General features: G+C 67.1%; 29 protein-coding genes and 2 tRNA genes. 15 read left to right on the forward strand and 16 right to left on the reverse strand.

Going from position 1 to position 24,950, the window contains the following annotated elements:
- Positions 1–62: 62 nt before the first annotated feature.
- Together NHN26_RS06375 and NHN26_RS06380 are read left to right on the forward strand one after the other, a co-directional pair.
- Positions 63–455 (forward strand): HK97 family phage prohead protease, encoded by a 393-nt coding sequence (locus NHN26_RS06375; RefSeq protein ID WP_253088670.1) that lies wholly within the window; start codon positions 63–65, stop codon positions 453–455.
- Entirely contained in the window at positions 455–1,519 is a 1,065-nt protein-coding gene (locus NHN26_RS06380; protein ID WP_253088671.1) for a phage portal protein, read from the forward strand. Before NHN26_RS06375 ends, NHN26_RS06380 begins: the two co-directional genes overlap by 1 nt.
- A 190-nt stretch (positions 1,520–1,709) precedes the next feature.
- Here NHN26_RS06380 and NHN26_RS06385 read toward each other — a convergent pair whose 3' ends face one another.
- Positions 1,710–1,868, reverse strand: coding sequence for a hypothetical protein (locus tag NHN26_RS06385; RefSeq protein WP_253088672.1), 159 nt, complete (start codon positions 1,866–1,868; stop codon positions 1,710–1,712).
- A 315-nt stretch (positions 1,869–2,183) separates the two neighbouring features.
- Here NHN26_RS06385 and NHN26_RS06395 point away from each other — a divergent pair, with 315 nt between their 5' ends.
- From NHN26_RS06395 to NHN26_RS06415, 5 genes are read left to right on the forward strand one after another with little or no spacing between them, the layout of a single operon-like run.
- Complete coding sequence (locus tag NHN26_RS06395) at positions 2,184–2,432, forward strand: hypothetical protein (RefSeq protein ID WP_253088674.1); 249 nt, start codon at positions 2,184–2,186, stop codon at positions 2,430–2,432.
- Positions 2,433–2,484: 52 nt separating this feature from the next.
- Positions 2,485–2,979: a MerR family transcriptional regulator gene (locus NHN26_RS06400; protein WP_253088675.1), complete on the forward strand. Its 495-nt coding sequence runs from the start codon at positions 2,485–2,487 to the stop codon at positions 2,977–2,979.
- Positions 2,976–3,152 carry a hypothetical protein gene (locus NHN26_RS06405; protein ID WP_253088676.1) on the forward strand — a complete coding sequence of 59 codons (177 nt, stop codon included), beginning with the start codon at positions 2,976–2,978 and terminating at the stop codon, positions 3,150–3,152. Before NHN26_RS06400 ends, NHN26_RS06405 begins: the two co-directional genes overlap by 4 nt.
- Before the next feature lie 4 nt (positions 3,153–3,156).
- Positions 3,157–3,351, forward strand: a complete 195-nt coding sequence (locus tag NHN26_RS06410; protein WP_253088677.1) for a hypothetical protein — start codon at positions 3,157–3,159, stop codon at positions 3,349–3,351.
- The gene (locus NHN26_RS06415) at positions 3,348–4,349 is read left to right on the forward strand and encodes a tyrosine-type recombinase/integrase (protein ID WP_253088678.1); all 1,002 of its coding nucleotides are present in this window, start codon (positions 3,348–3,350) and stop codon (positions 4,347–4,349) included. The genes NHN26_RS06410 and NHN26_RS06415 overlap by 4 nt, the downstream gene beginning before the upstream one ends.
- An 83-nt stretch (positions 4,350–4,432) precedes the next feature.
- Here the strand turns inward: NHN26_RS06415 and NHN26_RS06420 are convergent.
- A tRNA-Arg gene (locus NHN26_RS06420) sits at positions 4,433–4,509 on the reverse strand.
- A gap of 686 nt (positions 4,510–5,195) precedes the next feature.
- Between NHN26_RS06420 and NHN26_RS06425 the strand changes: the two genes are divergently transcribed.
- Complete coding sequence (locus tag NHN26_RS06425; protein WP_253088679.1) at positions 5,196–6,758, forward strand: alkaline phosphatase; 1,563 nt, start codon at positions 5,196–5,198, stop codon at positions 6,756–6,758.
- A gap of 75 nt (positions 6,759–6,833) precedes the next feature.
- On the opposite strand, the gene NHN26_RS06430 is transcribed toward NHN26_RS06425, so the two are convergent.
- The gene (locus tag NHN26_RS06430; protein WP_253088680.1) at positions 6,834–8,129 is read right to left on the reverse strand and encodes an ATP-binding protein; all 1,296 of its coding nucleotides are present in this window, start codon (positions 8,127–8,129) and stop codon (positions 6,834–6,836) included.
- 73 nt (positions 8,130–8,202) lie between these two features.
- Between NHN26_RS06430 and NHN26_RS06435 the strand changes: the two genes are divergently transcribed.
- The 3 genes from NHN26_RS06435 to NHN26_RS06445 all read left to right on the forward strand — a co-directional run bounded on the left by NHN26_RS06435 (position 8,203) and on the right by NHN26_RS06445 (position 10,413).
- Positions 8,203–9,111 (forward strand): MBL fold metallo-hydrolase, encoded by a 909-nt coding sequence (locus tag NHN26_RS06435; protein ID WP_253088681.1) that lies wholly within the window; start codon positions 8,203–8,205, stop codon positions 9,109–9,111.
- A gap of 68 nt (positions 9,112–9,179) precedes the next feature.
- A tRNA-Asn gene (locus NHN26_RS06440) sits at positions 9,180–9,254 on the forward strand.
- Positions 9,255–9,417: 163 nt separating this feature from the next.
- Positions 9,418–10,413: a BsuBI/PstI family type II restriction endonuclease gene (locus tag NHN26_RS06445; RefSeq protein ID WP_253088682.1), complete on the forward strand. Its 996-nt coding sequence runs from the start codon at positions 9,418–9,420 to the stop codon at positions 10,411–10,413.
- On the opposite strand, the gene NHN26_RS06450 is transcribed toward NHN26_RS06445, so the two are convergent.
- A complete protein-coding gene (locus tag NHN26_RS06450; protein WP_253088683.1) occupies positions 10,410–11,861 on the reverse strand; it encodes an Eco57I restriction-modification methylase domain-containing protein in 1,452 nt (483 codons plus the stop codon). The genes NHN26_RS06445 and NHN26_RS06450 overlap by 4 nt on opposite strands.
- Before the next feature lie 293 nt (positions 11,862–12,154).
- Between NHN26_RS06450 and NHN26_RS06455 the strand changes: the two genes are divergently transcribed.
- Positions 12,155–12,514, forward strand: a complete 360-nt coding sequence (locus NHN26_RS06455) for a hypothetical protein (RefSeq protein ID WP_253088684.1) — start codon at positions 12,155–12,157, stop codon at positions 12,512–12,514.
- Positions 12,515–12,571: 57 nt separating this feature from the next.
- Entirely contained in the window at positions 12,572–12,976 is a 405-nt protein-coding gene (locus NHN26_RS06460) for a hypothetical protein (protein ID WP_253088685.1), read from the forward strand.
- A gap of 34 nt (positions 12,977–13,010) precedes the next feature.
- On the opposite strand, the gene NHN26_RS06465 is transcribed toward NHN26_RS06460, so the two are convergent.
- The 5 genes from NHN26_RS06465 to NHN26_RS06485 all read right to left on the reverse strand — a co-directional run bounded on the left by NHN26_RS06465 (position 13,011) and on the right by NHN26_RS06485 (position 16,116).
- A complete protein-coding gene (locus NHN26_RS06465) occupies positions 13,011–13,379 on the reverse strand; it encodes a hypothetical protein (RefSeq protein WP_253088686.1) in 369 nt (122 codons plus the stop codon).
- Complete coding sequence (locus tag NHN26_RS06470; protein ID WP_253088687.1) at positions 13,376–13,633, reverse strand: hypothetical protein; 258 nt, start codon at positions 13,631–13,633, stop codon at positions 13,376–13,378. Before NHN26_RS06470 ends, NHN26_RS06465 begins: the two co-directional genes overlap by 4 nt.
- 2 nt (positions 13,634–13,635) lie before the next feature.
- The gene (locus NHN26_RS06475; protein WP_253088688.1) at positions 13,636–14,352 is read right to left on the reverse strand and encodes a hypothetical protein; all 717 of its coding nucleotides are present in this window, start codon (positions 14,350–14,352) and stop codon (positions 13,636–13,638) included.
- Positions 14,353–14,437: 85 nt separating this feature from the next.
- The gene (locus tag NHN26_RS06480; RefSeq protein WP_253088689.1) at positions 14,438–14,719 is read right to left on the reverse strand and encodes a hypothetical protein; all 282 of its coding nucleotides are present in this window, start codon (positions 14,717–14,719) and stop codon (positions 14,438–14,440) included.
- A gap of 2 nt (positions 14,720–14,721) precedes the next feature.
- Positions 14,722–16,116 carry a phage terminase large subunit gene (locus NHN26_RS06485; protein WP_253088690.1) on the reverse strand — a complete coding sequence of 465 codons (1,395 nt, stop codon included), beginning with the start codon at positions 16,114–16,116 and terminating at the stop codon, positions 14,722–14,724.
- A 48-nt stretch (positions 16,117–16,164) separates the two neighbouring features.
- Here NHN26_RS06485 and NHN26_RS06490 point away from each other — a divergent pair, with 48 nt between their 5' ends.
- Positions 16,165–16,650: a hypothetical protein gene (locus NHN26_RS06490; RefSeq protein ID WP_253088691.1), complete on the forward strand. Its 486-nt coding sequence runs from the start codon at positions 16,165–16,167 to the stop codon at positions 16,648–16,650.
- Here NHN26_RS06490 and NHN26_RS06495 read toward each other — a convergent pair.
- The 7 genes from NHN26_RS06495 to aroQ all read right to left on the reverse strand — a co-directional run bounded on the left by NHN26_RS06495 (position 16,647) and on the right by aroQ (position 23,933).
- Positions 16,647–17,093: a hypothetical protein gene (locus tag NHN26_RS06495; RefSeq protein WP_253088692.1), complete on the reverse strand. Its 447-nt coding sequence runs from the start codon at positions 17,091–17,093 to the stop codon at positions 16,647–16,649. The two genes, NHN26_RS06490 and NHN26_RS06495, sit on opposite strands and share 4 nt — an antisense overlap.
- Positions 17,090–17,698 (reverse strand): recombinase family protein, encoded by a 609-nt coding sequence (locus tag NHN26_RS06500; protein ID WP_253088693.1) that lies wholly within the window; start codon positions 17,696–17,698, stop codon positions 17,090–17,092. Before NHN26_RS06500 ends, NHN26_RS06495 begins: the two co-directional genes overlap by 4 nt.
- 163 nt (positions 17,699–17,861) lie before the next feature.
- On the reverse strand, positions 17,862–18,344 hold the full coding sequence (locus tag NHN26_RS06505; RefSeq protein WP_253088694.1) for a hypothetical protein: 483 nt from the start codon (positions 18,342–18,344) through the stop codon (positions 17,862–17,864).
- Positions 18,345–18,772: 428 nt separating this feature from the next.
- Positions 18,773–21,109, reverse strand: coding sequence for a DUF5906 domain-containing protein (locus NHN26_RS06510; RefSeq protein ID WP_253088695.1), 2,337 nt, complete (start codon positions 21,107–21,109; stop codon positions 18,773–18,775).
- A gap of 131 nt (positions 21,110–21,240) precedes the next feature.
- Positions 21,241–21,480, reverse strand: coding sequence for a helix-turn-helix transcriptional regulator (locus tag NHN26_RS06515; RefSeq protein ID WP_253088696.1), 240 nt, complete (start codon positions 21,478–21,480; stop codon positions 21,241–21,243).
- Between the two features lie 234 nt (positions 21,481–21,714).
- Positions 21,715–22,932, reverse strand: coding sequence for a tyrosine-type recombinase/integrase (locus tag NHN26_RS06520; RefSeq protein WP_253088697.1), 1,218 nt, complete (start codon positions 22,930–22,932; stop codon positions 21,715–21,717).
- Positions 22,933–23,495: 563 nt separating this feature from the next.
- Entirely contained in the window at positions 23,496–23,933 is a 438-nt protein-coding gene (aroQ, locus tag NHN26_RS06525) for a type II 3-dehydroquinate dehydratase (RefSeq protein WP_253088698.1), read from the reverse strand.
- Between the two features lie 167 nt (positions 23,934–24,100).
- Between aroQ and NHN26_RS06530 the strand changes: the two genes are divergently transcribed.
- Positions 24,101–24,922, forward strand: a complete 822-nt coding sequence (locus tag NHN26_RS06530) for a cyclase family protein (RefSeq protein WP_253088699.1) — start codon at positions 24,101–24,103, stop codon at positions 24,920–24,922.
- Positions 24,923–24,950 lie beyond the last annotated feature (28 nt).

The raw sequence follows: 24,950 nt of genomic DNA on the forward strand, positions 1-24,950 counted from the left end.
AGTCCGTTTCGGTGGGTTTGCTTGGTTGGACGGGGTGCAGGGGACGCGATGCGGGAAACGCGATGCACGCGGCGCGGCGCAGAAAGCGCGGCGCAAAGGACGCGATGCGCGCTGCGGAAGGCACGGCGCAGGAGACGCGGGACACCGACGCGGCCCTCGAGCTCGAGGCCGAGATCGACACCGGCACGAGCTGGGCGCGCGACTTTCTGGCGGCACACGCGGCCGGGCTGGTGCGCGGCCTGTCTCCGGGCTTTCGTGTCCTGCCCGGGGGCGAGCGGATCGACCGGCACGGCGACGGGCTGGTGCGCACCGTGATCGCGGCCGAGCTGGTCGAGCTGTCGGCCGTGACCCGACCCGCCTATCCCGACGCACAGATTCAGGCGCGCGCCTGGTCGCCGGGCCGTGACGCGCCCGACGCTGGGTTGGTGCGCGCGCTCAACAGGTGGAGGGCATAATGGGCCTGTTCGACTTCTTCCGGCGCAAGCCCGAAACCCGCGCGGCGGCCTCGGGCTTCACGGCCGAGATCATCGCGGCCAGGGAAGCCTATATCTCTGGCTCCCGCGGGATCGCGGAACTGACCGCGACGGCGCAGACCTGCGTCTCGCTCTGGGAAAGCGGGCTGGCGCTGGCCGATGTGGACGGCACCGACCTGCTGGACCGGCGCACCATGGCGCTGGCGGGGCGGGCTGCGGCGCTGCGGGGCGAGGCGGTGTTTCTGATCACCGACGAGGGCCTGGTCCCCTGTTCGGACTGGGATCTGACAACGCGGAACGGCCGCCCCCGCGCCTATCGCCTGTCCATCGCGGAATCGGGCGGCGGGCGGACCTTCACGGCGCTGGCGGCCGAGGTGCTGCATCTGCGGATCGGCTGCGACCCGGCCGCGCCCTACTACGGGACCGCCCCGCTCAAGCGGGCGCAGCTCACGGCCGGGCTGTTGAACGCGGTGGAAAACGCGCTGGCCGAGACCTTCGAGACCGCGCCCATCGGTTCGCAGATCGTGCCCCTGCCCGACAGCGCACCCGACGACATGGACAACATGCGCGCCGCCTTCCGTGGGCGCCGTGGCTCTGTCCTGGTGGTCGAGGGCGTGGCGCAGGCGACGGCCGCGGGGATGAACCCCCAGCTTGGCCAGCGCCGCGAAGACCTGACCCCTAATATCAAGGATGCTATGGCGATCGAGACCATGCAGGCGGCCCGCGATGCGATCGGCGCGGCCTTCGGCGTCCTGCCCGGCCTGCTGAACCGGGCGACAACCGGCCCGATGGTGCGCGAGGCGCAGCGCCACCTTGCGACATGGCAGCTTCAGCCGCTGGCCGAGTTGCTGGCAGAGGAAGCGACCCAGAAGCTGGGCGCACCGGTCAGGATCGACACCCTGCGCCCGCTGCAAGCCTTCGACGCGGGCGGCCGGGCGCGGGCGCTGTCCGCGATCATCGGCGCCATGGCGCAGGCCAAGGAAGCCGGGATCGACCCGGACCTTGCCTTGAAGCTGGTCGATTGGCACGAGCGGGAGGCGCCCTAGAACGGGCTGGCGGCGCCCGGGGCGTCCCTGATCGCCCCATGCCGCTGCGCTGGCCGTGCGCGGTAGGACTGGACCGAAGCGGCCCGGTATGGACGGCGAGTCACGTCAGAACCCCGTCAGGGCGCGGCCATTCTCCTTGATGGCGCGGCGCGGGCCGGACATGCGAGGCGCTGTCCGGCCCTTTCCATGCTCAGTTGCCGTCCTGCATTTGCCGTCGAAGATCTGACAGTTCTTGCGCCGTGGCCCGTAGCGCGTCGATCAAGCTCGGCATCAAATCGTTCGCCTGCTCAAGCAACTCATTTTGCCTCTTAATCGCCTCCGTCAACTCATTGGCGAGATCATCATCCATTGCTGGCTCCTTTCTTCAACCTTACCCCTGGCCCGCCCCCGTTCTCCTGGATGAACTCGACCCCCGCGGCCTCAAGGGCGGCGCACAAAGCCGCAATCGTTCGCTTGTAGGGCTGATGGTCCTCTTTCTCGAAGCTCGCGATAGTCCGCTTGGCCACGCCGGAAGCCTCGGCCAGACGATCCTGAGACATGGCCACGAGGGCACGAGCAGCGCGACATTGTGAGGGCGTCATTTTCAACCTTGCATCAATAGTGCAGACTGCGCTAAAAGTGCAGTGTTGCTCTAATGGTGTAACCGAACAAGGGAATCCTGACAATGACGAAGACACTCTGCGACCTGCAATACGACGCTGCCGATCTCGCCGCGCTTCTTGGCGGCCTGGACGCACTGCACAGCATGTGCGCCTACATTCCGCCCGATGCCGACATCGAAACCCGCCGCGCCTCGAATGCTCGCACCGTTCTGATCGAGGAGGCGATCCGCCGCGCCGATGAACTGGCCCGCGACATTGAAGATCTTGAGGCGGCCGAGCGCGGGGCGCGGATGGCCGAACGACAGGCTTGACTTGAAGTGCCCTTTTGGGCATCTTCTGCAAAAGTGCTCAAGAGGGCTCGTCATGAACGAGATTGAGATCAAGCAGAAGATCAGGTTTTCGACGGTTGCAGCGGCAATCGACCTCACGCCGAAGGCCTTTCGGAACTGGCTTCAGAGGTATGAGCTGCACCTGTCGAGCGACTACAGAACGCGAGGCTGGACGGAGTTTACGGTTGGCGATGTGGCAGTGCTGGCATTGACGCGCGAACTCGTTTCCTGGGGTGTTGGCGTCGAGGCAGCCAACGAATTTGCTTATGTCGTCGTCATGAAAAAGGCCAAGCCGCTTTTCCATTACCGCAACACCCCGGCGGCGGCACTCTTGCAGCTCTTTTCGGGCTACGTGATCTGTTTGCACGCGCCCGACGATGCAGAGGGGCCGCGTCTCATTCTTGATCCGGATCTTGAAGGATACTGCCCGGGCAATTTCAAGTCGGCGCTCTGGGTGAACGTCCATCATGTGGTGAACGAGGCATTCGCCCGGCTGGCATCAAGAACCGAGGACGAGGCCACGGCATGACGCGCCTCTGGTTCGCCCAAGACCTCGCCCGGACGCTCGGCTATCGCGGCGCCACCGTTGCTTTCTGGCGGTTCTGCGCCCGCGTCGGCCTCGAGCCCCTGCACGACAAGCCCAACGCCTTCGACGCCGACGAGATCGAGCCGAAGATCCGCGACATTCTGAAGGGAGTGTGAAGCCATGGCGCGCGTTGCCGCCCCGTCCCTTCCGACGCCGAGCCAGATCAAGGCCGTTCACGAGACCGTCGCCCAGCTTTTTCCGGGCGTGCGGATCGCGCGCGTCGGACCGGAGGGCGTGACGTTCGATTATCCCGACGCCCCCAGCTCGGCCAGCGACGAGTGGCGCGGCAAGCCGTTCTCGGCGGAGGGCGCATGAAGAAGCTGCCCTATCTCCGATCCAAGTTGCGCCGCGGGCGCTGGTTCCATTCCTACCGGCGCGGCGAAAAGGAAATCGCCCTGGGCGTTCACGGGCTGCACCCGACCGATCCGCGCGTGACGGCCGCCTGGGCGGCGGAACATGCGCGCTGGGAACACAGCCCCCCGAACACGGCGACCCCGAAGGCCGGGACATTCGCCTGGGCGGTTGACCTTCACAAGGCATCCCCCGCCTGGGCGAAGCTCGCCCCTTCGACGCAACAGAACCGCGCCGCGATCCTGCGCCGCTATGTGAAGGCCCAAGGCGCCCGGCCGCTGTCGAGCATCACGGCCGCCGATATCGAGGCGGCGCTCTACGCGAAGGGCGGCAACGCCGCGGTGAACGAGCTGAAGGCGCTCAAGAAGGTCTTCGCCCATGCGCACAAGCTGCGCTTCCTTCCGACCGATCCGACCCGCGGGCTCAAGATCGACCGCCCGGCATCCGAGGGCTTCGCCACGGCCGGAGCCGAGGATATCGAGAAGTTTCAGGGGCGGTGGGCAGTCGGGACGACCGAGCGGCTGGTCTTCGATCTGGCGCTCTACACCGGCGCCGCCCGCGCGGACCTGGTGAAGCTCGGCCGCCGCAACATCGCGGATGGCCTGTTGTCTTTCAGGCGCCAGAAGACCGGCGTTCTATCCGAGGTGCCATTGACGCCCGAGCTGCGGGCCGTGATCGCCCGGACGCCCGACATTGCCCCGGCCTTCCTGCTGACGTCGAAGGGGAAGCCCTTCACGCCCGCAGGCTTGGGCAACTTCTTCGGCGACGCGGCCAGGGCGGCCGGGATTGCGGCGCGGCTGCACGGGCTTCGCAAGGCGTTCTGCGTCTACTGGGCCGAAAAGGGCGTCTCGACCCACCAGATCGCCGCCATGGCGGGCCACACGAGCCTGTCGGAAGTCGAACGCTACACCCGCGCCGCAGACCGGCGCCGCATGGTCAAACTGCTTGTGGAGGGCGCATGAAACGGGACACACAAGCCCAGAAACGGGACACGATTTCGCAAGCCCTTGATGGGAAAGGCGACAATCCGGCAGAAACGGATGCATGGCGACCCCGGAAGGACTCGAACCCTCAACCTGGCGATTAGAAGTCGCCTGCTCTATCCAGTTGAGCTACGGGGCCGCTGGCGGAAGTTGTGCCCGGGCGGTCGGTGCTGTGCAAGCCGAAAAATCCGGCCGAATCGGCCTCGGGACAACGTGAAAAAATTCTCGAAATCAGAACCTTATTGGTATGGATCCGCTGGAATCCGGCTTTTCGACTGCGGGCTCCGGCTTCGGCCCGAACAGAGCCATTCCCTGCGTGAGGCTTCATCGTAAACCTCTGAAATCCCCGCTGTCCCAGGCTTCAGCCGGTCGCGTTTGCAGCCGCTGAATCGCGAAAACCGTCCAGCTACTGGGCCTCTGCCATAGCCGATCCTGCGCCAACGCCACGAGTCCCGCGACCTTCTCGCGCATGTCCGTCACACCAAGGGCCAACCGGGCCTGCAAGTCGGCCTACGGCTCAACCACACCGTCCCGCGAAGCCGCAGCGGCCGGTCACCGCGGCCACTTGTCGAACTGCGGCTGTTCCCCTTCACGCAACGGCGCGACACCCGGCCCGTCCGGCCCTTCACTCCGACCTCGCCCTGGATCGAATGCCTTACCCAAGGGGAAATCCGGCCTGCCCGATCGCCCCAGGATTGTCGCAGAAACGTTACCAGAGTGCCGAGATTCCCTTACAGGACGCGACGATCTTGCGACCACGCTGGGGTCGAGCCGCGCTCGGTCCGACAGCGTGAACATTGTCGCCAACGCATCGAAGAGGACAGAATGTCGTTCAAAATCTCCCGCCGCGCGCTCCTTGCGGCTTCGGTCTGTGTTCCGCTCGTAACGCCGATCGCCGCTCCTGCCGCCAGCCTCGACACGGCCAAGAACGTGATCCTTTTCATCTCCGACGGCGCCTCCTGGGGCACCTGGGACATGGCCAGCTACTGGGAATATGGCAAGAAGGGCCAGCAGCCCTATGACAGCTTCGACGTCAAGCTGGGCATGATCACCACCCCGCTCAACACCTCGACCAAGCCGACGAATACCGGCACGCCGCAGGTCACCTATGACCCGGACAAAGCCTGGGACACCACGCCGAGCGACGGCAATTTCGGCGGCCGCCCGAGCCATTTCGAGGGCTATGACTACATCAAGCGCGACTATACCGACAGCGCCGCAGCCGGCACCGCGCTGGCCACCGGTGAGAAATCCTATAACAGCGCCATCGATTTCGACGATTTCGGCCAGCCGCTGGCCTTCATCTCGCAGCAGATGAAGGATGAACTGGGCAAGGCGGTCGGTGTCGTCTCCAGCGTGCCGATCAGCCACGCCACGCCCGCGACCTTCGGTGCCCAGAACATCAACCGCAACAATTACGGCGAGATCAGCCAGCAGATGGTGCTGACCGGAACGCTGGACCTGGTCATGGGCGGCGGTCACCCGCTCTATGACAGCAACGGCAAACTGCGGCCCGAAGGCAGCGAGCGTTTCGCCAACGAGACCGGCGGCGGCGGCGGCTATATCGCCAAAAGCGTGTGGGACGACGTGACCGGCGCCACCCCCTCGATGACCTTCTTCGACGACAAGGCGAGCTTCGAGGCGCTTGCCAATGGCTCGCTTGTCATCGACGGGCCGGTTCTGGGCCTCGCGCAAACCTACGACACGCTGCAGGCCAACCGCAGCGGCCATTTCAACGGCGCCAACGCCTTCGAGGTGCCGCTTGTCGCCAATGTACCCACGCTGGAAACCATGACGCTGGGCGCGCTGAACCATCTCGGCAAGGACGAGGACGGCTTCTTCGTGATGATCGAGGGCGGTGCCGTCGACTGGGCAGCGCATGCCAACAATACCACCCGCATCATCGAGGAACAGGTGGACTTCAACCGTTCCGTCGCGTCGGCGGTCAACTGGGTCAGCACCTTCTCTTCCTGGGAAGAAACCCTGATGATCGTGCTCACCGACCATGGCAACGCCATGCCGATGGGCCCGAACTCGGACACGATCGCGTTCGAGGGGATCCAGAACAACGGCCAGGGCAACCTGCCGGGCGTCAAGTGGCACTATGGCACCCACACCAACGAGAACACGCTGATGTGGGCCCAAGGCGCTGGCGCTGACCTGTTCCTGAGCGAGATCATCGGCATCGATCCGGGCCTCGTGCAGTACACCGCCCACAATGACTCCGGTGCCTATATCGACAACACCGCCGTCTACCGCGTGATCGCGCAGGCGAGCGGGCTGGGCGGCGACGACCTCGCGCCGGTGCCGCTGCCGGCGGGTGTGTGGCTGTTCGGCTCGGGCCTGCTGCTGCTGGCCGGTCTGCGTCGTCGCGCCCGCGCGGCGTGATCCGGGGCTGATCCCGGGCGGGGCGTCCTCGCCCTGCCCCCTTGCGTCGCCGCCTCGCCGCGGCGGCGCATCCCGCTACCGCGCCAGCACCAGTTCTGCCCTCAGCCCGCCCAGCCGCGTGCTTTGACCCAGGCGCAACTCGCCGCCATGACCGCGTGCGATGTCGGAGGCGATGGCCAGACCAAGCCCGACCCCGCCGCCCTTCTCCTGACCGCGCGCCGCATCGAGCCGCTGAAACGGCTGAAGCGCCTGTTCGCGTCGATCCGCGGGGATGCCGGGGCCGTCATCCTCGACCGTGAAGATCACCCGCCCCGGACTGACCGACAGTCCCAGCGCCGCCCTGCTGCCATAGCGCAGCGCGTTGTTCACGAGGTTCTGCAGCGCCCGCTCGACCGCCAGCGGGCGGAGCAACACGTCCTGCCCGGACGGCATGTCACCGATCTCCAAGTGACCGCCCATGCCGCGCGCCCGTTCGGCGACGCGCAGCAGCAGATCGGCCGGGTCGCAAAGCCCGAGATCGTCCAGCGCCTCGGACCGGGCGAAATCGAGGAATGTGTCGATCATCTGCTCCATGTCCGCCAGATCGCGGAGCATCGCCTCCGTCTCGGGCGTCTGCTCGGCCATGGACAATTCCAGCTTGAGCCGGGTCAGCGGCGTACGCAAATCGTGGCTGACGCCCGAAAGCATCAGCGTGCGCTGTTCGATCTGCCGCTCGATCCGCGCGCGCATGTCGAGAAAGGCCCGTCCGGCAGCCCGCACCTCCGCCGCGCCCGCGGGCCTGTAGGGCATCGCCCGCCCCTTGCCGAACGCCTCGGCCGCCGCAGCAAGGCGCGTGATCGGACGCAACTGGTTTCGCAGGAACTGATAGGCGATCAACGTCATCAGCACGCCCGTAACCACCATCAGCACCAGAAGCTGATGCGGATTCGAGGCCGAGACCCGACGCCGGTCGAACCCCACTTCCATCGGACCATGCGGCGTCTCCAGCCCGACCCGCACCAGCCGCGTGCTGGTGGCAAGGTCGATTCCAACAAATCCCGGCAATCCCACGGCCAGGGTCGCTGTCACCGACTTGCCCGAAAGATCGTAGAATAGCCGCGCCTCTCCCACGGGCACCGTCTTGGGAAACGCCACAGAAAGCGCCAGCGGGCCGCCCACCGTCCGCGCCCGCGCCAGAGCTGCCTCCCGGTCGGGCGCCTCCTCGACCAGCTCCGCCAGATAGGCCAGTTCCAGCACGATGGCGCGCGACATCTGACGGGTGACATCCGCGAAGTGCCGCTGAATGAAGACGACCGAGACCACCAGTTGCAGCGTGACGATGGGCACCAGCAGGATCAGCGCGGCCCGGCCATAAAGCCCCCGCGGCAGCATCCTTTTGATCCAGCCCGCCTGCATGCTAAAGCCTTACCGGCCGCGCGCCCGCTTAGGAAGAGAGCAAAGGGGAATGACCGCGATGGACGACGACCGCTTAGACCCCGTTCCCGGCGCCTGCATCCGCCTGCGCCCCGGCCTGCGCCTCGTGCTGGCACCGAACCCCTCGCCGATGACCTGTCGCGGCACGAACACCTATCTTCTGGGCCGGGGCCGCGTCGCGGTGATCGACCCCGGCCCCGCGCTCACGGCGCATCGTGACGCGCTGATGGCCGCGCTCGACCCCGGCGAGACGATCAGCCATATCCTCGTGACCCATTCCCATGTCGACCATTCGCCGTTGGCGCGCCCGCTGGCGCAGGCATCGGGCGCACCGGTGCTCGCCTTCGGGAACAGCGCGGCCGGACGCAGGGCCGATCTCGCCGGTCTGGCGGGGCTTGGCGGCGGCGAGGGCGTGGATGCGGATTTCGCCCCGGACACCTGCGTGGCCCATGGCGACAGGATCGCAGGCGAAGACTGGCAGGTCGAGGTGCTGCATACGCCGGGCCACATGGGCAACCACATCTGCCTTGCCTGGGAGGACGCGCTGTTCACCGGCGATCATGTGATGGGCTGGGCCAGTTCGATGGTCTCGCCGCCCGACGGCGATCTTGCCGCCTTCATGGCGTCGCTCGACCTGCTCGCCGCCAGGCCCGAGAGGGTGCTGTTCCCCGGCCACGGCGCGCCGGTGCCCGACGGCGCCGCCCGCATCGCCGAACTGACCGCGCATCGGCGCAAGCGCGCGGCCCAGATCGCGAACGCGATTGCCGCAGGCCCGGCCACGGCCGCGCAGATTGCGCGGGCGATCTACACCGACACGCCCCCCGCCCTGCTGCCTGCCGCCACCCGCAACGTCCTGGCGCATCTCATTGAGATGGCGGATAAATCCCTGGCTGCTCCGGATGATGCAATCAGCGTCGACGGGTGCTGGCGCCGGCTGTAAGCGGAAAGCAGATTTCTCACGCAACCCTCTGGACGCGGCGAAACCGTCTTGTTATACGGCGCCCGTGTTCCGGCGTAGCTCAGCGGTAGAGCAGTTGACTGTTAATCAATTGGTCGTAGGTTCGATCCCTACCGCCGGAGCCAATAAATCAGATACTTACGGCCCGCGAGCCTCCTAAGACGGAAGGCTAAGACGGGTTCTAGGACGGAGAGCGCCCCCTGCGGGCGCTTTTTCCGTCTTAGGTTCACATCCCCGACAAGCTGCTGTATCCCTTGCACATTCTAGGGTGCATCGGGGGAATTGGCATTGGCGCTGCATGACAAGGTCTTGGCAATCAGGAATCAGCGCATTGAGGCAGGAAGCCCGCCGGTGCCCGACGCCCTGCAAGGGGTGAGCCGGGCGAAGATCGCTGAGGTTCTCACGGCGCTTGCTCTGGGCACCAATGCGGACCTCGTTGACGGCGTGTTTGCGCTGCTGGACGATGAAACGCCAAGCTGGTTCGCCAAGACACGTCAGGGCACCCGGGTCGCGGACGGCGCGACCACGGCCCACCTCGCCTGTCACATCGGCATCTTGCAACGTGGCAACGGCAAGCTGGACCGCGAGGGCCGGGACTACTGGATCAAGCCGCTGCGAGAGCTGGGCGCGATAGAGGCCATGACGCTCGTTGACGGGGAGATGATCGCTGGCCACGTCAAGGCGAAGTCGCCCAACTCCTGCTACCGGCTGAATGCAGAGTTTGTCGCCATACTGAAGGCACCGGAGCCCGAATGGCGTGACATGCTCGCTGCATGGGCGGGCGAGGATGCCGCGCGGGGTCGCCGGGCCTTCCAAGCTGCGATGGAGGAGGCTTCGCGCAAGCTGGTGGACAGCGGCCATGCCGACCTGATCCGGGCAAGCGTTGACCACTATGCTGCGCGCTTCCTTCCCGGCTATGAAGTCCTCTACATTGACGACAGCGACGGTGACCGGGTGTCGCCCGAGGAGCGCGAGAAGATGGCTGCGGCGGGCGTGACCCTCACCCTTGAGGATGCCATGCCCGACGCCCTGCTTTGGCACCCTGAGACGGACCACCTTTGGGTCATCGAAGCCGTAACCAGCGACGGCGAAGTGGACTTCCACAAGGTTGCCCAGATGGATCGCATGGCGGCGCGCTGCGGCAAGTCGGGCGTGGGATTCACGACCACCTACCGGACATGGCGTGAAGCGGCTGCAAGGCAGTCGGCCCACGGCAACGTCGCGGTCGGCACCTACATCTGGATCCAGTCAGACCCTGCCAAGCACCTCCTCGTGGAGGGCTAGAAGCCCGCGATTGCGGCCTCCACGTCCTCGGCACGTGCAAGCGCCTCTAGCTGCGCCCGCGTCGGGTAGTGCAGGTTGCGCAGGTCGGTGGCGTTGACCTGCGTGTGGCCCGAGAAGATGCGGAAGTAGGTGTCCACCGCCTCGCTGTTCAGGTATCGGGCAAGCCCGTCTGCCAGCACCTCGGGCAGCCCTGCGCCCCGCTCGTGGAAGTAGTTGAGGTGGTTCTCAAACCCGGCCCGCTCGCCCCGGTAGACCGACGCGACCACGCGCCGCCGCTCCTCTTTGGCGGTGAAGCGCTTTGTCAGGACGTAGGTTCCGCCGGGCACCATCAGGTTCGCCGTCTCTGGGCAGTCGGCCAGCGCGTTGTGTTTCTTGAACGCCTCCCTCGGCCAGCGGATTTCCCCGCCGTCGAAGTGCCCCGGGTAGATCAGCGGCACGGTGTCCGGCCCCGGGTCGCGGCGCAGGTGTTCCTTCGCCCGGAAGTCCACGACGCGCCCGGTTGATACGGTCAGCCCGAGGTCGGCAAGGTTGCATGGAAGCGACTGGATCAGGTCCGCCGCCGTCGCGCCGCCGGTGGGCAGCCGGATGAAGGCATGGGCGTCACCGGGCCGGACGATCTCACCGAAGGGCACCTCGCGGGCGTCCGACAGGTCAGTGGACAGCAGGACGCCGTTCTGGGTGCCCCCGCGTCGGACGTGGAATACGAGGTTCTCCTGCAACACCTCATCCTCCTTGAACGCCGTGCGGCGCGACTCAAAGACGTGCAGGGCCTCAAGCGATGACGCGCCCAAGAGGAGGCGGCGGAACGGCTCATAGTAGGAGCCGTTGCAGAATGACCGGGGCGTGATCGCGACAAGCTGCCCGCCGGGCTCTAGCTGTTGCAGGGCCAGCGCCACGAATGCCGTGTAAAGGTTCACCGTCTCTATGCCCTGAGAGCGCAGCGCAGCGCGCCAGCCCGAGTTGCTCCTGATCTTGCCATAGGGCGGGTTCAAGATCGCACAGTTGAAGCGCGCCGCAGCCGACAGCAGCGGCTCGGCTGACCGGAGGATGTAGTCATCCTGCACCACCTCGTGCTGGAACTTGATCCCGTGCGCCGCGCACTCGTCAGCGCAGTTTGCGAGGGTCTGGGCAAGGATCAGGGCCATCGCCTCGTCAACCTCGAAGCAGGTAACGGTGATGGATCGCGGCGGCTCTGGGCGGGTGACGGCCTCAGCGACGAATGCGGCGGTCAGTGCGCCCATGCCCGCCCCGGCGTCGAGGAGGCGGACTTCGCTGGGCATCTCGCGGAAGCGGCTGGCAAGCAGGCGCGCGACAGCCTCGGGCGTCATGAACTGGCCCAAGGTCTTGCGCCGCGCGGCGTCAAGCGAGGGGGACAGCTCGCGGCGGAAAAGGTCAGCGGCAGATAGCGCCGAAATGGGGGTGTCGGTTGCCTGTGCTGCGCCGTCCAATGCGTCTGTCTCCCTTGGAACAATTCAAGAACTAGGGATAGCCGACTTATCCCCGCCCGGCAAGGAATAGCAGGCCATGTACATTTTGCTCAGGGGAAACTTGTGCTTGCAATGCAGCCCGGCCAGCCCCATGTTCTCGACAGGTGGGCTTTGACCGTGAGCCCGTAACCGCCTCCCCAGTGGCATTCAGAGGTGGGCCGACATGACCAAGTGTAACTTCGGTTGCGCTGGCGTGTTGGCTGTACGCGCATGTCTGCCGCCTGCCAGCGCTCCGACCAGATCGGAGACGCCACATGAGCGATCATCAAACCTTCGACGCCGCAACCGCGCGGCACTTCAACCGCCGCCCCGGCGGGTCACGGCACCATGCCTATGAGGACGGCCACGGCAACATCTGCCTGTGGTGTCAGGGCCGCTCGCCCCGGGGCGGCGCAGCGGTCAGCCTGTCCGCCTTGGCATGGCTGCGCGAGCGCGACGGCGGCAAGTTTGTCCGCCTGACCAATCCCCACGGCAAGCTGGACGAGGTTCTGCCGCTGGACGAGCTGCCCGAGAAGGAGCCCCGCGAGGGGTCCGGCGGGGCCTACATCTTCATCGACCCCGAGGACCTGCGCGGGCCGGACTTCGTGCCGGTCGGGGATGACCTGCCGTTCTGACAACCCGCGCCGCCCGGCGCGGTGTCGGGCGGCGCTCAATCCATGAAGGAGACCCCGATGGGTGACGTTGTTGACTTTGCAGGCTATCGGCCCCCGACCGTGGCTGACGATGACGACGAATGGGAACCTGAGGCCGACTTTGCCGAGTTGGCCGCTGACCTCCGCATTGCATGGCGTGAGATTCAGGAAGCCGACTGCCCCGGCAACATCAATGCCGACATACCGGCGATGGTGCTGACAGACCTTGCGGCGCTGACGCTGGAACAGTGGGAGGGGCATTCACCCCCGCTGAGCCGTGCCGAACTTCTCGCCACGATGTGCGGTGCGCTGGCCTACATGCTGGACTGGTTCAATGGCAGTGCCGAGGAAGGTGAGCGCGAGCGCCTGCGCGCCGCAACGGATGCGCTGGAGGCGCTGACCCAAGAGGACCTCCGGCCCCGCTTTGGCAAGGTGCCGAACTGAAAGCTCAAGGGCGGGGCCGGTCGCGGCCCCGCCTTCAATGCAGGGTCAGGCCGTCGCGCTGGAAGAGCGCCCAGCTTGCCCGGAACAGGCCGTAGCCCACGAGGGCGTCACGGCTGAACGTCTCGATGCCCATGCGGTGGCCGACCTCGGGCGAGCGCGCCATGTCGGCCCAGATCACGCGCCTGCCGACGCGCCGGGGCAGCAGGCCGACAAGGCCCCCGAGGCGCGCGGCGGAGACGCCGTAGAACTTGGCGAAGCGCTGCACGTCAGCGGGCCGGGGCCAGCCGTCGCCGTCCGGGTGTTCGGCTGCCCAAGCCAGCAGCGCGACATGGGCGAGCCGCGTGGCGTCATCGAACACCACGCCATAGCCCTCCACGATCCGCCGGTCACGCTCCGGGGTCACCGCCCGCGCCTCGCGCCGTAGGCGGTGCCGACCACATCGCCCTCGATCAGGGCGGGCGTGAAGCCGCCCGCCGCCGTCGCCGCGACCTGCGTTGCCGTGTAGCCCGCAAAGGGCTCATTCAGGTCCGGCGCGAGGGCGTTTGCGGCCGCAATGGCGGCGGGGCCGTCCACGGCATCGACAAGCGCACCATGGATGGCGGCGGGGTTCTTGAGGTGTTCAGCCCCCCGGGGCCGATGGACTAAAAATACGGCCACTGTCAGGCCTCCTTCTTGTTGGTGTTCAGGGCGTTCTTCACCTTGTCGAGTGCCGAGGCGCGGCCCCGCTCAAAGTCCCGGTTGGCAACCAGCGACCTCTGGACGGTAGCTTTGATTCCAGCGACTGCGGCCTGCACGGCGCGCGTCTCATCGCCCACGAGGGCGGCGGCAAGCTCTGCCGAGGAGATGGGCCGCTCACGCCGGGGCAGCCGGTCGTTCACGGTCTGTAGGACGGCCCCTAGGACGGCATCCTTGTTGGCGACGGCCAGCGCCGCCATCTGGCGCAGCTCGGCGGGTCCCGCGCCCGAGAGCTGCTTCAAGAGGTCGGTTCGGCGGGGGTCCCCCAGACCGGCCCGGGCAAGCACGGCCTGCGGCGACGCATACAGCGCCTCGGTCAGGGCCAGCCCGTCCGCCGCTGCGGCAAGCTCCCGGAGGTCGGCCCAGCGCGCATCGCTGCTGTTCGTCGTGACCTCGGCGCGCGCCTTCGCGCGGGCCTTGTCCGCCGCCGCCTGCTGGTCCTTGGGGTCGAAGCCCGCGCGGGCGAGGCTGTCCGCCGCCTCAGCGGCGCGCGCCTCGATGCCTGCGTTCAGCGTGTCGAGGGCCTTGCCCAGCTTCGCGGCCCGCCGCGCGGCGAACTCGGACAGCGAGACAAGCTCAGCCCTGCCGAGCAGCCGTCCAGTGGGAATGTCAGGGGGGATTTCGTGTGCCGGTTCGGCCATGTCGGGGCTCCTCTTGCCTCTGGCGCACCACCAGTGGCACACCTTCGCCCCGACTATACCTTGGGTTGTGTTGGGCGGTCGCGGCCTATTCGTTGTTGTCAGCCCAGTGCGCCCATAGGGGGTCACCTGCCTTGTAGGGCGCGGCGCGGGCAACCTTCGCCCGCTGCGCGGGGAGGTGCGCCTCGGGGTCGGTGGCCGTGACCGCAATCGCATAGCCCAAGATCAGGTCGGGCGCGCACGTCACGATGGCGGCGACGGGCCGCGCCGCGCCGGGCGGCTTGAAGGCCGGGTCAACATGGGCGCTGAAACCTAGGTTCCTGAGCAGCCCCGCCGCCGTGTCGTATGCCTCCGCGCGCGTCTCGGCCACGGCTACAGCACCCGGCGGATCAGGCGCGGCGGGTCGGTGCTGACGAGGTAGGAACAGGCGTCAAGCGCATGGTCGGGGCCATCGGTCTGACAGTCCTCGGGGTTGCGCTGCGACCGGCCCAGGTACGGCACCGTGTTCAGGAAGTAGGCGCAGCGGGCGGAGACGTAGAGCCCGGGCCGGGTGCCGCTGCCCGCCGCCTGCATCATCTCGCGCAGCTTCGGCAGGCGCAGCGTCCGCCGCCCCTTGACGGACGGCCAGAAGTGGACGCCCTCGCGCCGGAACAGCTCGGACACCGCCGCCTGGTCGGACGCCTGCGATGCGAACTGCGCGCAGTCTAGGATGCCTGAGGCGCGGTGCGCGGGGATGCGCCACCGGGCGAGGGTTTCGAGGATGTCCGACGCGACCTCCGAGACCGGCGCGCGCGTCCCCCGGTTCAGGTCATCTGGATACGCGGTGTGAACCTCATCGAAGATGAAGAAGGACCCCTTCGGCATGAAGGTGCCCGACACCTCCGCCCCCGGGGATATTCCGGCGAACAGCACCACCGCCGGGGCCGTGGTGCCCCAGTCGCACGAGTACCGGACGGCCCAGTCAACCGGGCGGCTGAACGGGCGGTCGGCAGGGTCCGGCGGGGCCACGATGTTGCGGGCCTCATCGAACACGCCACCGAAGTAGTCCCCGGCAACGGCGGTCCAGTCGCCGTCAATCCATGCCTGCGCAAGGCCCGGGTCAACCTTGGCGATTGCCGCAAGCTGCGCGCCGTACTCGCTGGGCAGCCGGGGGTTGTCGGTCAGCTTCGACGGGCAGCGGATGTAGGTGCGGCCCGACACGGGGTCGGTGACGGGTGCCCAAGCGGGGCGACCGAAGATGAAGCGCTTGGCGATCACCGCATGGCCCGGCCCGCCGGGGTTGGCGGTCATGATGAAGCGGCAGGGGACGCCCGACGCTGACCGCAGGCAGCCGCGCAGGAAGTCGAACATGCTCAGGTCGGCATACTGCCCGACCTCCTCCGCCACGATGCAGTCGAAGCTCTTGCCCTGTAGGGGCAGCAGGTCCTTGTGGCTCTCAAGGTTGCGCAGCTCGACATAGGCCCCGTTCGGCAGCCGGAACACGTGCTCGTTGGCGTTGTGGCGGGCGGCTGTACCGTACCTCAGCCGGAAGATGGACAGCAGCTCGTGCTCCAGCTCCGACAGCGCGCCCTGTGTCCGGCGGGTGATGAGGGTCCGCGACTGCGCGCCCCACTGCTCGGCACGGCGGAAAACCTCAAGGATGACGGCATAGGTCTTGCCGCCGCCGCGCCCGCCGTCCAGCAGCAGGTCCCATTCGAGGGGCAGCGACAGGACGCGCGCCTGAAACGGCGTCGGCGCAATGTCGATGGTGGCGGTGTTGTGCATCATGGGGATAGTATAGCCGAACCAGTGACATGCCGCCCCGGGAGATACTTGTTGCCTGACCTTGCCCAACTGACCGCCGCCGAACTCCTCGCGCTCCATGCCCAGATAGGCGAGGAGCTGCGGACGCGGGGCGTCGTGCGCAGTGCCAACAACCCGACCGGCGACCTTGCCGAACACCTGTTCTGCGCCGCCTTCGGCTGGACTCAGGCCCCGAACTCTGAGCGGGGATATGATGCGACCGGGCCGGACGGGACGCGCTTCCAGATCAAGGGGCGGCGGGTCCACCGGCGCAACCCGTCGCGCCAGCTGTCGGCCATCCGCGACCTCGCGGGCGGGCACTTCGACGTGCTGGCGGGCGTGATCTTCGATGATGACTTCTGCGTGGTCAGGGCGGCGCTGATCCCGCGTGATGTAGTGGAGGCAAGGTCAACCTACGTCGCCCACACCAACAGCCACAAATTCATCCTGCGGGAGGACGTGTGGTCCGCCCCCGGGGTCCGCGACGTGACTGCCGAGGTCGCGGCGGCGATGCCCTAGCCGTCACCCTTCGGCGTCACGTCCACCATCTTGCGGTAATCCTCGGGCGTCATGGCGGAGGGCAGGTTGATGTTGACCTGCACGGCGCTGCCGCCGCCCTCCAAGGGCTCACCCTCGCGGTAGGAGTGACGGGCCTTCAAGGCAAAGATCACGGCGGTCACGTTGCCGTCCATCGCCAGCTCGTGCAGCTTGGCAACGAGGCGGTCATGCTCAATCGCCCGGCCCCGGTCCAGCGCCTCCTGAACCTCGGGCTGGCGGTCGCGGACGCGCCGGAACGTCTCCTTGCCCATGCGCAGGGCCTTGGCGATGGTCGGGATTGCGACGCCCCGGGCGGCCAGCTCCTCCACCACCTTCAACCCCCGGCGGCCAACCCGCCATTCGCTCTTGCCCTCTGCGTTCACGACGCGCCGCGACGGCAGCTCGGGCTTGGATTCATCTGTCATGCTGTGGCCTCCGCCTTCATCTCATCTGCGATCCGCTGCACCACCGACTTTCCGACCTTCAATTCAGCGGCGATTTTGTTGATGCCGAGGCCCTGCGACCGGAGGGACCGGATAGCCTCGCATGTGCCGTCGCCGGTCGGTGGCCGCCCAAATCGGCTGCCCCGCGCCCTCGCCCGGGCAAGGCCCGCATGGGTCCGCTCTGCGATCATCTCGCGCTCGAATGACGCGAACACCGACGCCATGCCGAGGAGGGCGCGTCCCGCCGCCGTAGACGTATCGACGGCTTCACGGTCAAGGTAGAGGTCGCACCCGATCTGGTGCAGCTCCTCGAACAGCCCGGCAAGCTGATGCAGGCTGCGCCCGAGGCGCGACACGTCCACGGCGGCAACCATGTCGAAGCGCCGCCGCCGGGCGTCAGCCATCATCTTCTCAAGCGCCGTCCGCTTGCGGGCGATGCCCGAGGCGGTTTCATCATAGACCGCGACAACATCCCAGTTGGCCCGGGCCGCGACCTCGCGCAGCCGCATGGTCTGGACTTCCGTCGATTGGTGCCCAGTCGAGACACGCACATAGAATGCGACACGGCGCGGCTTGTTGTTCTCCATTTCTTGCTCTCCCTTAGGTTGTATCCGGGGAGGAACATACGCGGAACATCTGGAAGCCGTCTAGCCCGGAAACCCTCCGATGGACGGGCGGCGCGCGGGGCCGAAACGGGGATTGAGAAGGTGGAGGAAATCGGCTGGCCGGGGATACCGATTTCCGGGCGGGTCAGGTTCCACGCGCGAGGATTTTCCCGAGGGGCGGTTCGCCTGCCAGCGTCCCGTCCGAGAGGCGCCAGCGCGGCGGACACCAAGACGGGAAGTCATGCTTCCCGTCCGTGGCGTCCATCCAGCGCCCGCGCGCCTCTGCGGTCGAGTAGAGCACCACGGCATCCTCGTAAATTGTGTCGTGAAGCCACCCCTCATTCCTGCCCAAGAGAGACAGGTACCGGCGGACCTCCGGCGCGTCGTGGACACGCGCATCCAAGCCCCAGCTATCAGCGGCAAGGGACACGAGGCTCTCGGCATCGACCACACCCATACCCGGGCGAAGGCGGGAGCGGTAGTCGCGCCTGTCGTCCCACGCTCCCCCGAAGGTCATCTTGCCTGAGTCCAAGTTGGGCATCCTCGGCACCTCGCACCTGTCGAGCATGAAAACGATCACACGCCCCGCCCGGCTGTCGGGCCGCACCTTCACCTTCGCATTCCCCATCGCCAAAACTCCTCTGCTGGCATCTCGCCCGAGGATACCGCGCGGCGGCGGCGAAGGCCGGGCCGAAGGCTTGTTGGGCGGCATTTCCTTTTTGTCCGGCGACAGGTCCGTGTTGCTGTGCCCCCCGCCCAGAGGGACGGGAACCATCACACCCCAGGCCGACCGGGATAATCGGGATAGAACCGGGATAGCGTAAGTGTATGTATTTCCTACTACTATCCTGATTATCCTGATTATCCCGGAAAAATAGAGTAGAGACAGAAGCGCCGGGAGGGCTGCCCCTCTGGGCGGGGGCACAGCCGCGAGCCTCCGCGATTTTTTACAGGGATAATCGGGATAACCGGGATAGTCGCCACATTTTCAGGGCGTTACGCTATCCCGGTCCATCGCGCGACCGGGATAGTTGCGCGCCGACCGGGATAGCTCCTTCAGCCGGGGAAGTCCGACCAGTCCTCGTCATCCGGCCAATCGACAGTCAGCCCGAGGTTCTCGGCCCACGTCGCCCGCGCCTCGGCCAGCGGCGGGAGGGCCCACGCCGACCTCTGCCCCACGTTCTGGAAGGTCAGCTTGCGCCGCTCGCATCCCATCCGCTTGAGCGCGTCGGTCATCCTGCGCTCTCCCGGGTCGGCTGACACCACCCGGTTGTCGATGGCCCAGCGGATCAGGGGGCGCACCATGATGGCCCGGTCAGCACCCTTCGTGGGCCTCTCTACACCGGCCCCGACCGCGCCCATCAGCACCTCGCGCGCGATGGCGTCCGCCCCCGTCAGCCCTGCCAGCTTCTGCGCGGACAGCTCGCCCGTCTGCGGGATGTTCCAGCGCGGGTGCCATCCGGTCAGGTCCATCGCCAGCAGGTCGTGCAACATGGCCGCTAGGCCCCCGCCGTCCATCTCAGCGAACAGCGCGTTGAAGTACGCCTTGTCGTCCTTCCTGTGCGGCGAGACGTGGAAGGCGGCAAAGCGGCGCTCGCCCGGCGCGGCAGGGATGACCCATTCGTTGTTCGAGGCGATGATGATGTGCAGGTAGTTGGGCTGGTTCGTTGCGTCCACGCCCTTCGGCTCGATGAACAGGCTCTCCTCCGTCACCATCCCCTTCAGCTGAGATGAGCTGCGGCGGTTGTCCCAATCGACCTCATCGGCAAAGAGCAGGCAGCAGTCGCGCAGGTGGACGTTGAAGCGGTTGTCGAGGACGGCTGCACCCTGCGTCCTGACGCCGTGCCGCCCGAAGATGCGCAGCATGGCCCTGCCGAAGGCACCCTTGCCGGTCCCGAGGTCGCCACGGAAGACAACCGCAGCCTCGGCGGGCCTGTCCGGGTGCTGCACCGCATAGGCTGCCCACTTGACGATGTAGTCGGCGTTCGCCTCGACACCGCCTGCCAGGACCTCGTGGATGTGCTGCTTCATCAGCGACCAGTCGCCCGCCTTCGGCTGGACCCCGAAGCCCTGCCAGAGGTTGAACTGGTCGCCGTCCATGATCTCGCCGCCACCGGGCAGGAACACCAGCGTCTTGTGCTGGCGGCGGGCCGCGTTCTGGAGCCACCACTTGCCGAGGGGCATCTTCACATCGTTCCCCTCCTTGTCCCGGCCCACGACCACCGACCGGTGCATGTAGCGGTTGCGGAAGTCCTCGAAGGACTGGAAGGCCACGACGCCCCTGCCGTCCGGGGTCGGCAGCCGCTCCATGATCCGGCACTTGGCCGACACGCCCATGCTCTCGATGACGATGTGCTTGGAATTCAGCTCAGCAAGGTGCGGGTCAACCGCCTCGTCATGCGCCCGCTGGATCTGTCTCTGGGCATAGTCATGGGGCCGGGGCTGTTCTAGGACGTGAGCGGAAATCCCGTGGTCCGGGTCAAGGATCACCGCCGCCATCACATCGTCGGCCACCCCGGCGCGCACCATCGCACAGAGGACCGCGAACAACACCTCAGACCGCGACGGGTAGCGCGCCGGGTCGTCAGGATCATCGCCGTTCACGATCAGCATCCGCGTCCGGGCGTCCACGGCAGCGGGAAGGTCATCAAGGCTTTCGACCTTGGGCAGGTCCTTGGAGATCACCACCCTGCCCGCTGCGCCGCCTGCCTTCGCCTCTTTGGGCTTAACGGGCGCGGGGAGGTCGGCCACCCGGAACCGGCGTGACCAGTCAGCCCAGACAAGCCGGGTCCGGGCCGGGGTGCGGCCCTTCGCGCGCTTCGACTTGCTCAGCACGTTCACTGCGCCGGGCAGGCGCATGATCCGGTTGACGTTGGCTACATTGTCGTCACCGCCGACAAGGGCGGCGATGGCGCGGTTGATGCCATCGGCCAGATCGGGCGGCACCTCCTCGTCATCCCCATAGAGCCAGAAACACTGGAAGCCGCCGCCGCTGTCCACGATCACGGTCGGGCGCTCAAGCCCCTCGGGCCAGCCGGTCTCGCCCTCGCGCGGCTGGTCAGTCACCAGACGGAGGATGCGGGCATGTTCGGCGGCATAGTGTGCGGCCAGTTCCTCGGGGGTCCTGCCATCCGGCCCGCCCTCGATGGGGCGCGGGTCGATGTCAACGTGGGCACCCCGGATGCGGGTCACGTCCTCCTTCTCGGCCATCTTATCCACGCCGGGCGAGAGGTCGTTGACGTGGAAGTACAGGTTCTCATGCCCGATGCGCGGGGCCAGCCATTCGGCCAGCTTGGCCGGGTCGGTGAAGGTCTGCACCACTGGGGCCTTGTCCGGCTTCATTGCAGCAGGCCACCACGGGCCGCTTTCCGACCAGCCCAGCAGGAACGTCAACAAGGAATTTTGGTCGGCTCCGGCATCATCCGGGGTTATAGTATCCCCGTTGATGATGTTCTGGTGACCCGTCCGGTCCTGATCCTCTGCGCCCCCCGTCCCCAGCGGGGGGCGTTTCTCGTTCCCCCCGCTCATGCTCCGCGCCCCGCTTCAAGCCAAGCGTCGAGGTCGGCACGGCGGTAGCGCACGATGCGGCCCCCGACCTTGGAGGCCACCGGCCCCACCCGCCGGTATCGCAGGTCCTCAAGGCCCCGCGTGGTCAGGCCGCAGTAGACGGCAGCCTGATCCGGCGTGAGCCACTCGGGCGTCACAAGCTCATCCTTCACGCGCGCGACGACGCGGCGCACGATGTCGTCAATGTCTGGATTCATGGTAGTCACCAATTCAGACCGCTAGCGGGCGGTCAGGTTGGTGACAGGGCATCGGCGCGCGCGCCCACTGGGTTGCCCCGCGCCATTTGCTTGCTGGCGCTCCCCGCGCGTGGCACACCCCAGCCAGCCAGCGCAGTTACCTAGTCAGTGGCTCAGCATAGCGCCGTGGCCCGGCCCGGTAAAGCCCCACATTGTTGTCACGCAAGACTTTCTGCGAGCCGGGCCAGTGACTCGTCACCGCTTCAGCGCCGCCATGATGTACCGGCTCATGGCCTCCTGCTGGCCGCGCAGGTAGTCCTCGGCCACCTTGGAGCGCGTCATGTATCCGTCGCTCACGTCGCCATCGGCATGGTTCATGAGGATCATCACGTCAGTCTTGGACAGCCCCGCCTCGGGCGACAGGGTCTTGTAGGTCTGGCGCAGGTCCCCGCCGTACTTGGGCAGCGCCTCGCGGTCCTCTTGGTACGCGACGATGTGGCCTGCGAAGTCGGCACGGTGGGACCGCGCCCCCTCGCCCGGGAATATCCACTCAGCGGCGTTCACGGAGTTGACCATCCGGCCCGCCCGCCGCGCCCGGGCGAGGCAGGCCAGCATCGCGCGTGACAGCGGCATGTCGAAGGCCCGGCGCTCGCCCCCCTTGGGCAGGGGCACGTGCAGGACGCGCCGCCGCATGTCGAGGTGTTCCCACCGCGCGACGGTCAGCGCCCCGGGCCGCGACCCAGACAAGAGGCAAAACAGGTGAAATTCGCGCCGCACCGGGTTGGGCAGCGCCAGCAGCTTTTTGTACCACCCCGCCAGCTCCGATGCCGACATGGCCGTGTCGCGGCGGCGCTGGGGGTTGAAGTCGATGGAGTCAACCGGGTTGAAGTGGGGCAGCTTCGGGTCCAGCCGCCGCTTGCGCGCGTAGTTGTAGACGCGCCGCAGGAACACCATCGCCCCGTTTGCGGATGACGGCCCGCTCTGGGCGGTGAGCTCGCGGTGCCGCTTGCGCACCTCGGTCGCGTTGTCGGACAGCTTTGCCAGCGGGGTCTTTTCCCAGTCGGAGAGGAGCCTGTAGCAGTAGTCGTAGCCGCGCACGGTCGCGGCGCTGCGCCGCCCTGCGGCCACGTCCTGCTCCATCGCCGCGCGCAGCTCGACCCATGCCGCACCGAAGGTCAGCGCCCCGCCCTCGCGCCCGCCGCCCTCTCGGGTGATCTCAACCTTGGCCTCCCGGGCGGCGCGGCGCGCGTCGGCCACGCTGACCTCCGGCCACTTCCCCACCGCCCGCTTCTTGGTCTGCCGCTTGCCCAGAGGGGTCACGACATCGACCTGCACGGTGAAGGTCTTGGTGCGCGCGCCTACCACGACGAAGAAGCCGGGCTCCTCCGTGTCGCGCACGATGTACTGGCCGCGTTCGGCGGGCGGGAGGCGGTCCAGAACGTCCTTTGAGAGCTTTGTGGGCTGTGTGTTCATAGTTTGTTCCTTTCAGGGCGGCGGGCTAAGACGGTGTTAAGACGGGGCAGGCAGAGGTCGGGTAAGTCGGGCGGGGCTCTGTAACGCCCCGTGTAGTCCTCAGTATCCCAGCCTTTACAGGCACTTGGACACCTTCCCGGGACTATACCGTAGGCTGCGTGGCGCGTCTATAACTACTGTTAATCAATTGGTCGTAGGTTCGATCCCTACCGCCGGAGCCAATCCTTGAATTCGCTTGAAACTCGATGGCCTGTTCTCTGGTCGCCCGGGACGTGGTTGTGCCTGCGCGCGATGGGCCGGAGCGAGAGCGTCAATCGACACCTGCGACAAGGCCGGGTTCGGGTAACGCAGGCAGATCGAGCGGCCCGCTTTCTGACATCATGCGCGCTTTGGCCGGGGGCGCGGCATGGGCCGTCGAACCTGCGGGTTCCAGCGACGCCTTCAGTGGCCCGCCTGTAGGCCAACCCAGCGGAGGGTTGATCCTTGAGCCTGTCTTGGCTTGCGGCCGTCTCTCCGGCCCTGCCGATCCTTGCCGTATCGACGGGCCGCCTGTTGCCGCCGGTCTATCCCAGCAACGAACACAGCCGCCGCACAGCAAGGGCGTAGCCCTCGACCCCGCAACCCGCGATCACCCCGTCGGCCCTGAGCGAGACATAGGAGTGGTGGCGAAAGCTTTCGCGCTTGTGGATGTTCGAGACGTGAACCTCGATCACCGGCCCGTCAAAGGTGTTCAGCGCGTCGAGAATCGCGACGGATGTGTGGCTGTAGGCGGCGGGGTTGATGACGATGGCAGCCGCGTCCCGTCGTGCCGCGTGGATCTGCTCGACGATCTCGCCCTCATGGTTGGACTGGAACAGCCGCACCGCATGCCCCCGCTCGGCCGCGACCGCGGCGCAGGCTGCCTCGACATCGGCCAGCGTGTCATGGCCGTAAATCTCGGGCTGACGCTGCCCAAGCAGGTTCAGGTTCGGCCCGTTCAGGATGTGGATCGTCTTGCCCATTGGAATCTCCTCGGGGCGCATCTTTCCATGCGATGGGGCCAAGCGACAGCCCCAAAAACGCGCGCGCCGGCCGCGGCCCCAAGGCGCGAATTGACAGCGCCGCGCGGCCGGTTAGGCTTTCCCGGCGGGCGGCAGAAGACCGGCCCCGGCCAACAGGGAGAGAGACGATGTGCGATATCTGCGTGATGAACCGCGTCAAGGACCGGATGCTGTCGCGGCGCGGCTTTTTCCGGGCCGCGGCCGGGGCTGGCGTGGCGGCCGCCGCCGGTGTGACGGCTTCGGCGCCCGCGGCGCTGGCGCAGGGCCATGGCGGCGTCACCGACATGACCCATGAGTTGCACGAGGGCTTTGCCACCTATTTCGGCGAACAGCAGTTCTTCCCCGAGCAGAAATTCACCTTTGCAGAACACGGCTTCAACCTGTCGGAATTCCGGGTGAACGAGCATACCGGCACCCATATCGACGCGCCGCTGCATTTCTCGGCCGATGGCGCGGCGGTGAACGAAATCGCGGTGGGTAGCCTGATCGCGCCGCTTTGCGTGATCGACATCGCGGCGCGTGCGGCCGGGGATGCCGATGCGCAGGTCACGCCCGATGACATCCGTGCCTGGATCGCCGCGCATGGCGAGATCCCCGACAATGCCTGCGTGGCGATGCATTCGGGCTGGGCCGCCCATGTCGACGGGCCGAAATTCCGTGGCGCCGATGCCGAGGGCAAGCAGCATTACCCGGGCTTCCATGTCGAGGCCGCGCAGATGCTTCTGGAGGAAACCCGCGCAGGCTCGATCGGGGTAGACACGCTTTCGCTGGATCATGGGCCGTCGGCCGATTTCGCCACCCATTACGCCTGGCTGCCCGCGGGCCGCTTCGGCATCGAATGCCTGGCCAATCTGGACAAGGTGCCCGCCGCGGGGGCGACGCTGGTGATCGGCGCGCCCAAGCATCGCGGCGGCACCGGCGGACCCGCCCGCATCTTCGCGCTGGTCTGATCCGGCGCGCCATCCGCAACGAAGGAGG

The organism is Rhodovulum tesquicola, from assembly GCF_024128855.1.
GTDB classification, from domain to species: domain Bacteria; phylum Pseudomonadota; class Alphaproteobacteria; order Rhodobacterales; family Rhodobacteraceae; genus Rhodovulum; species Rhodovulum tesquicola.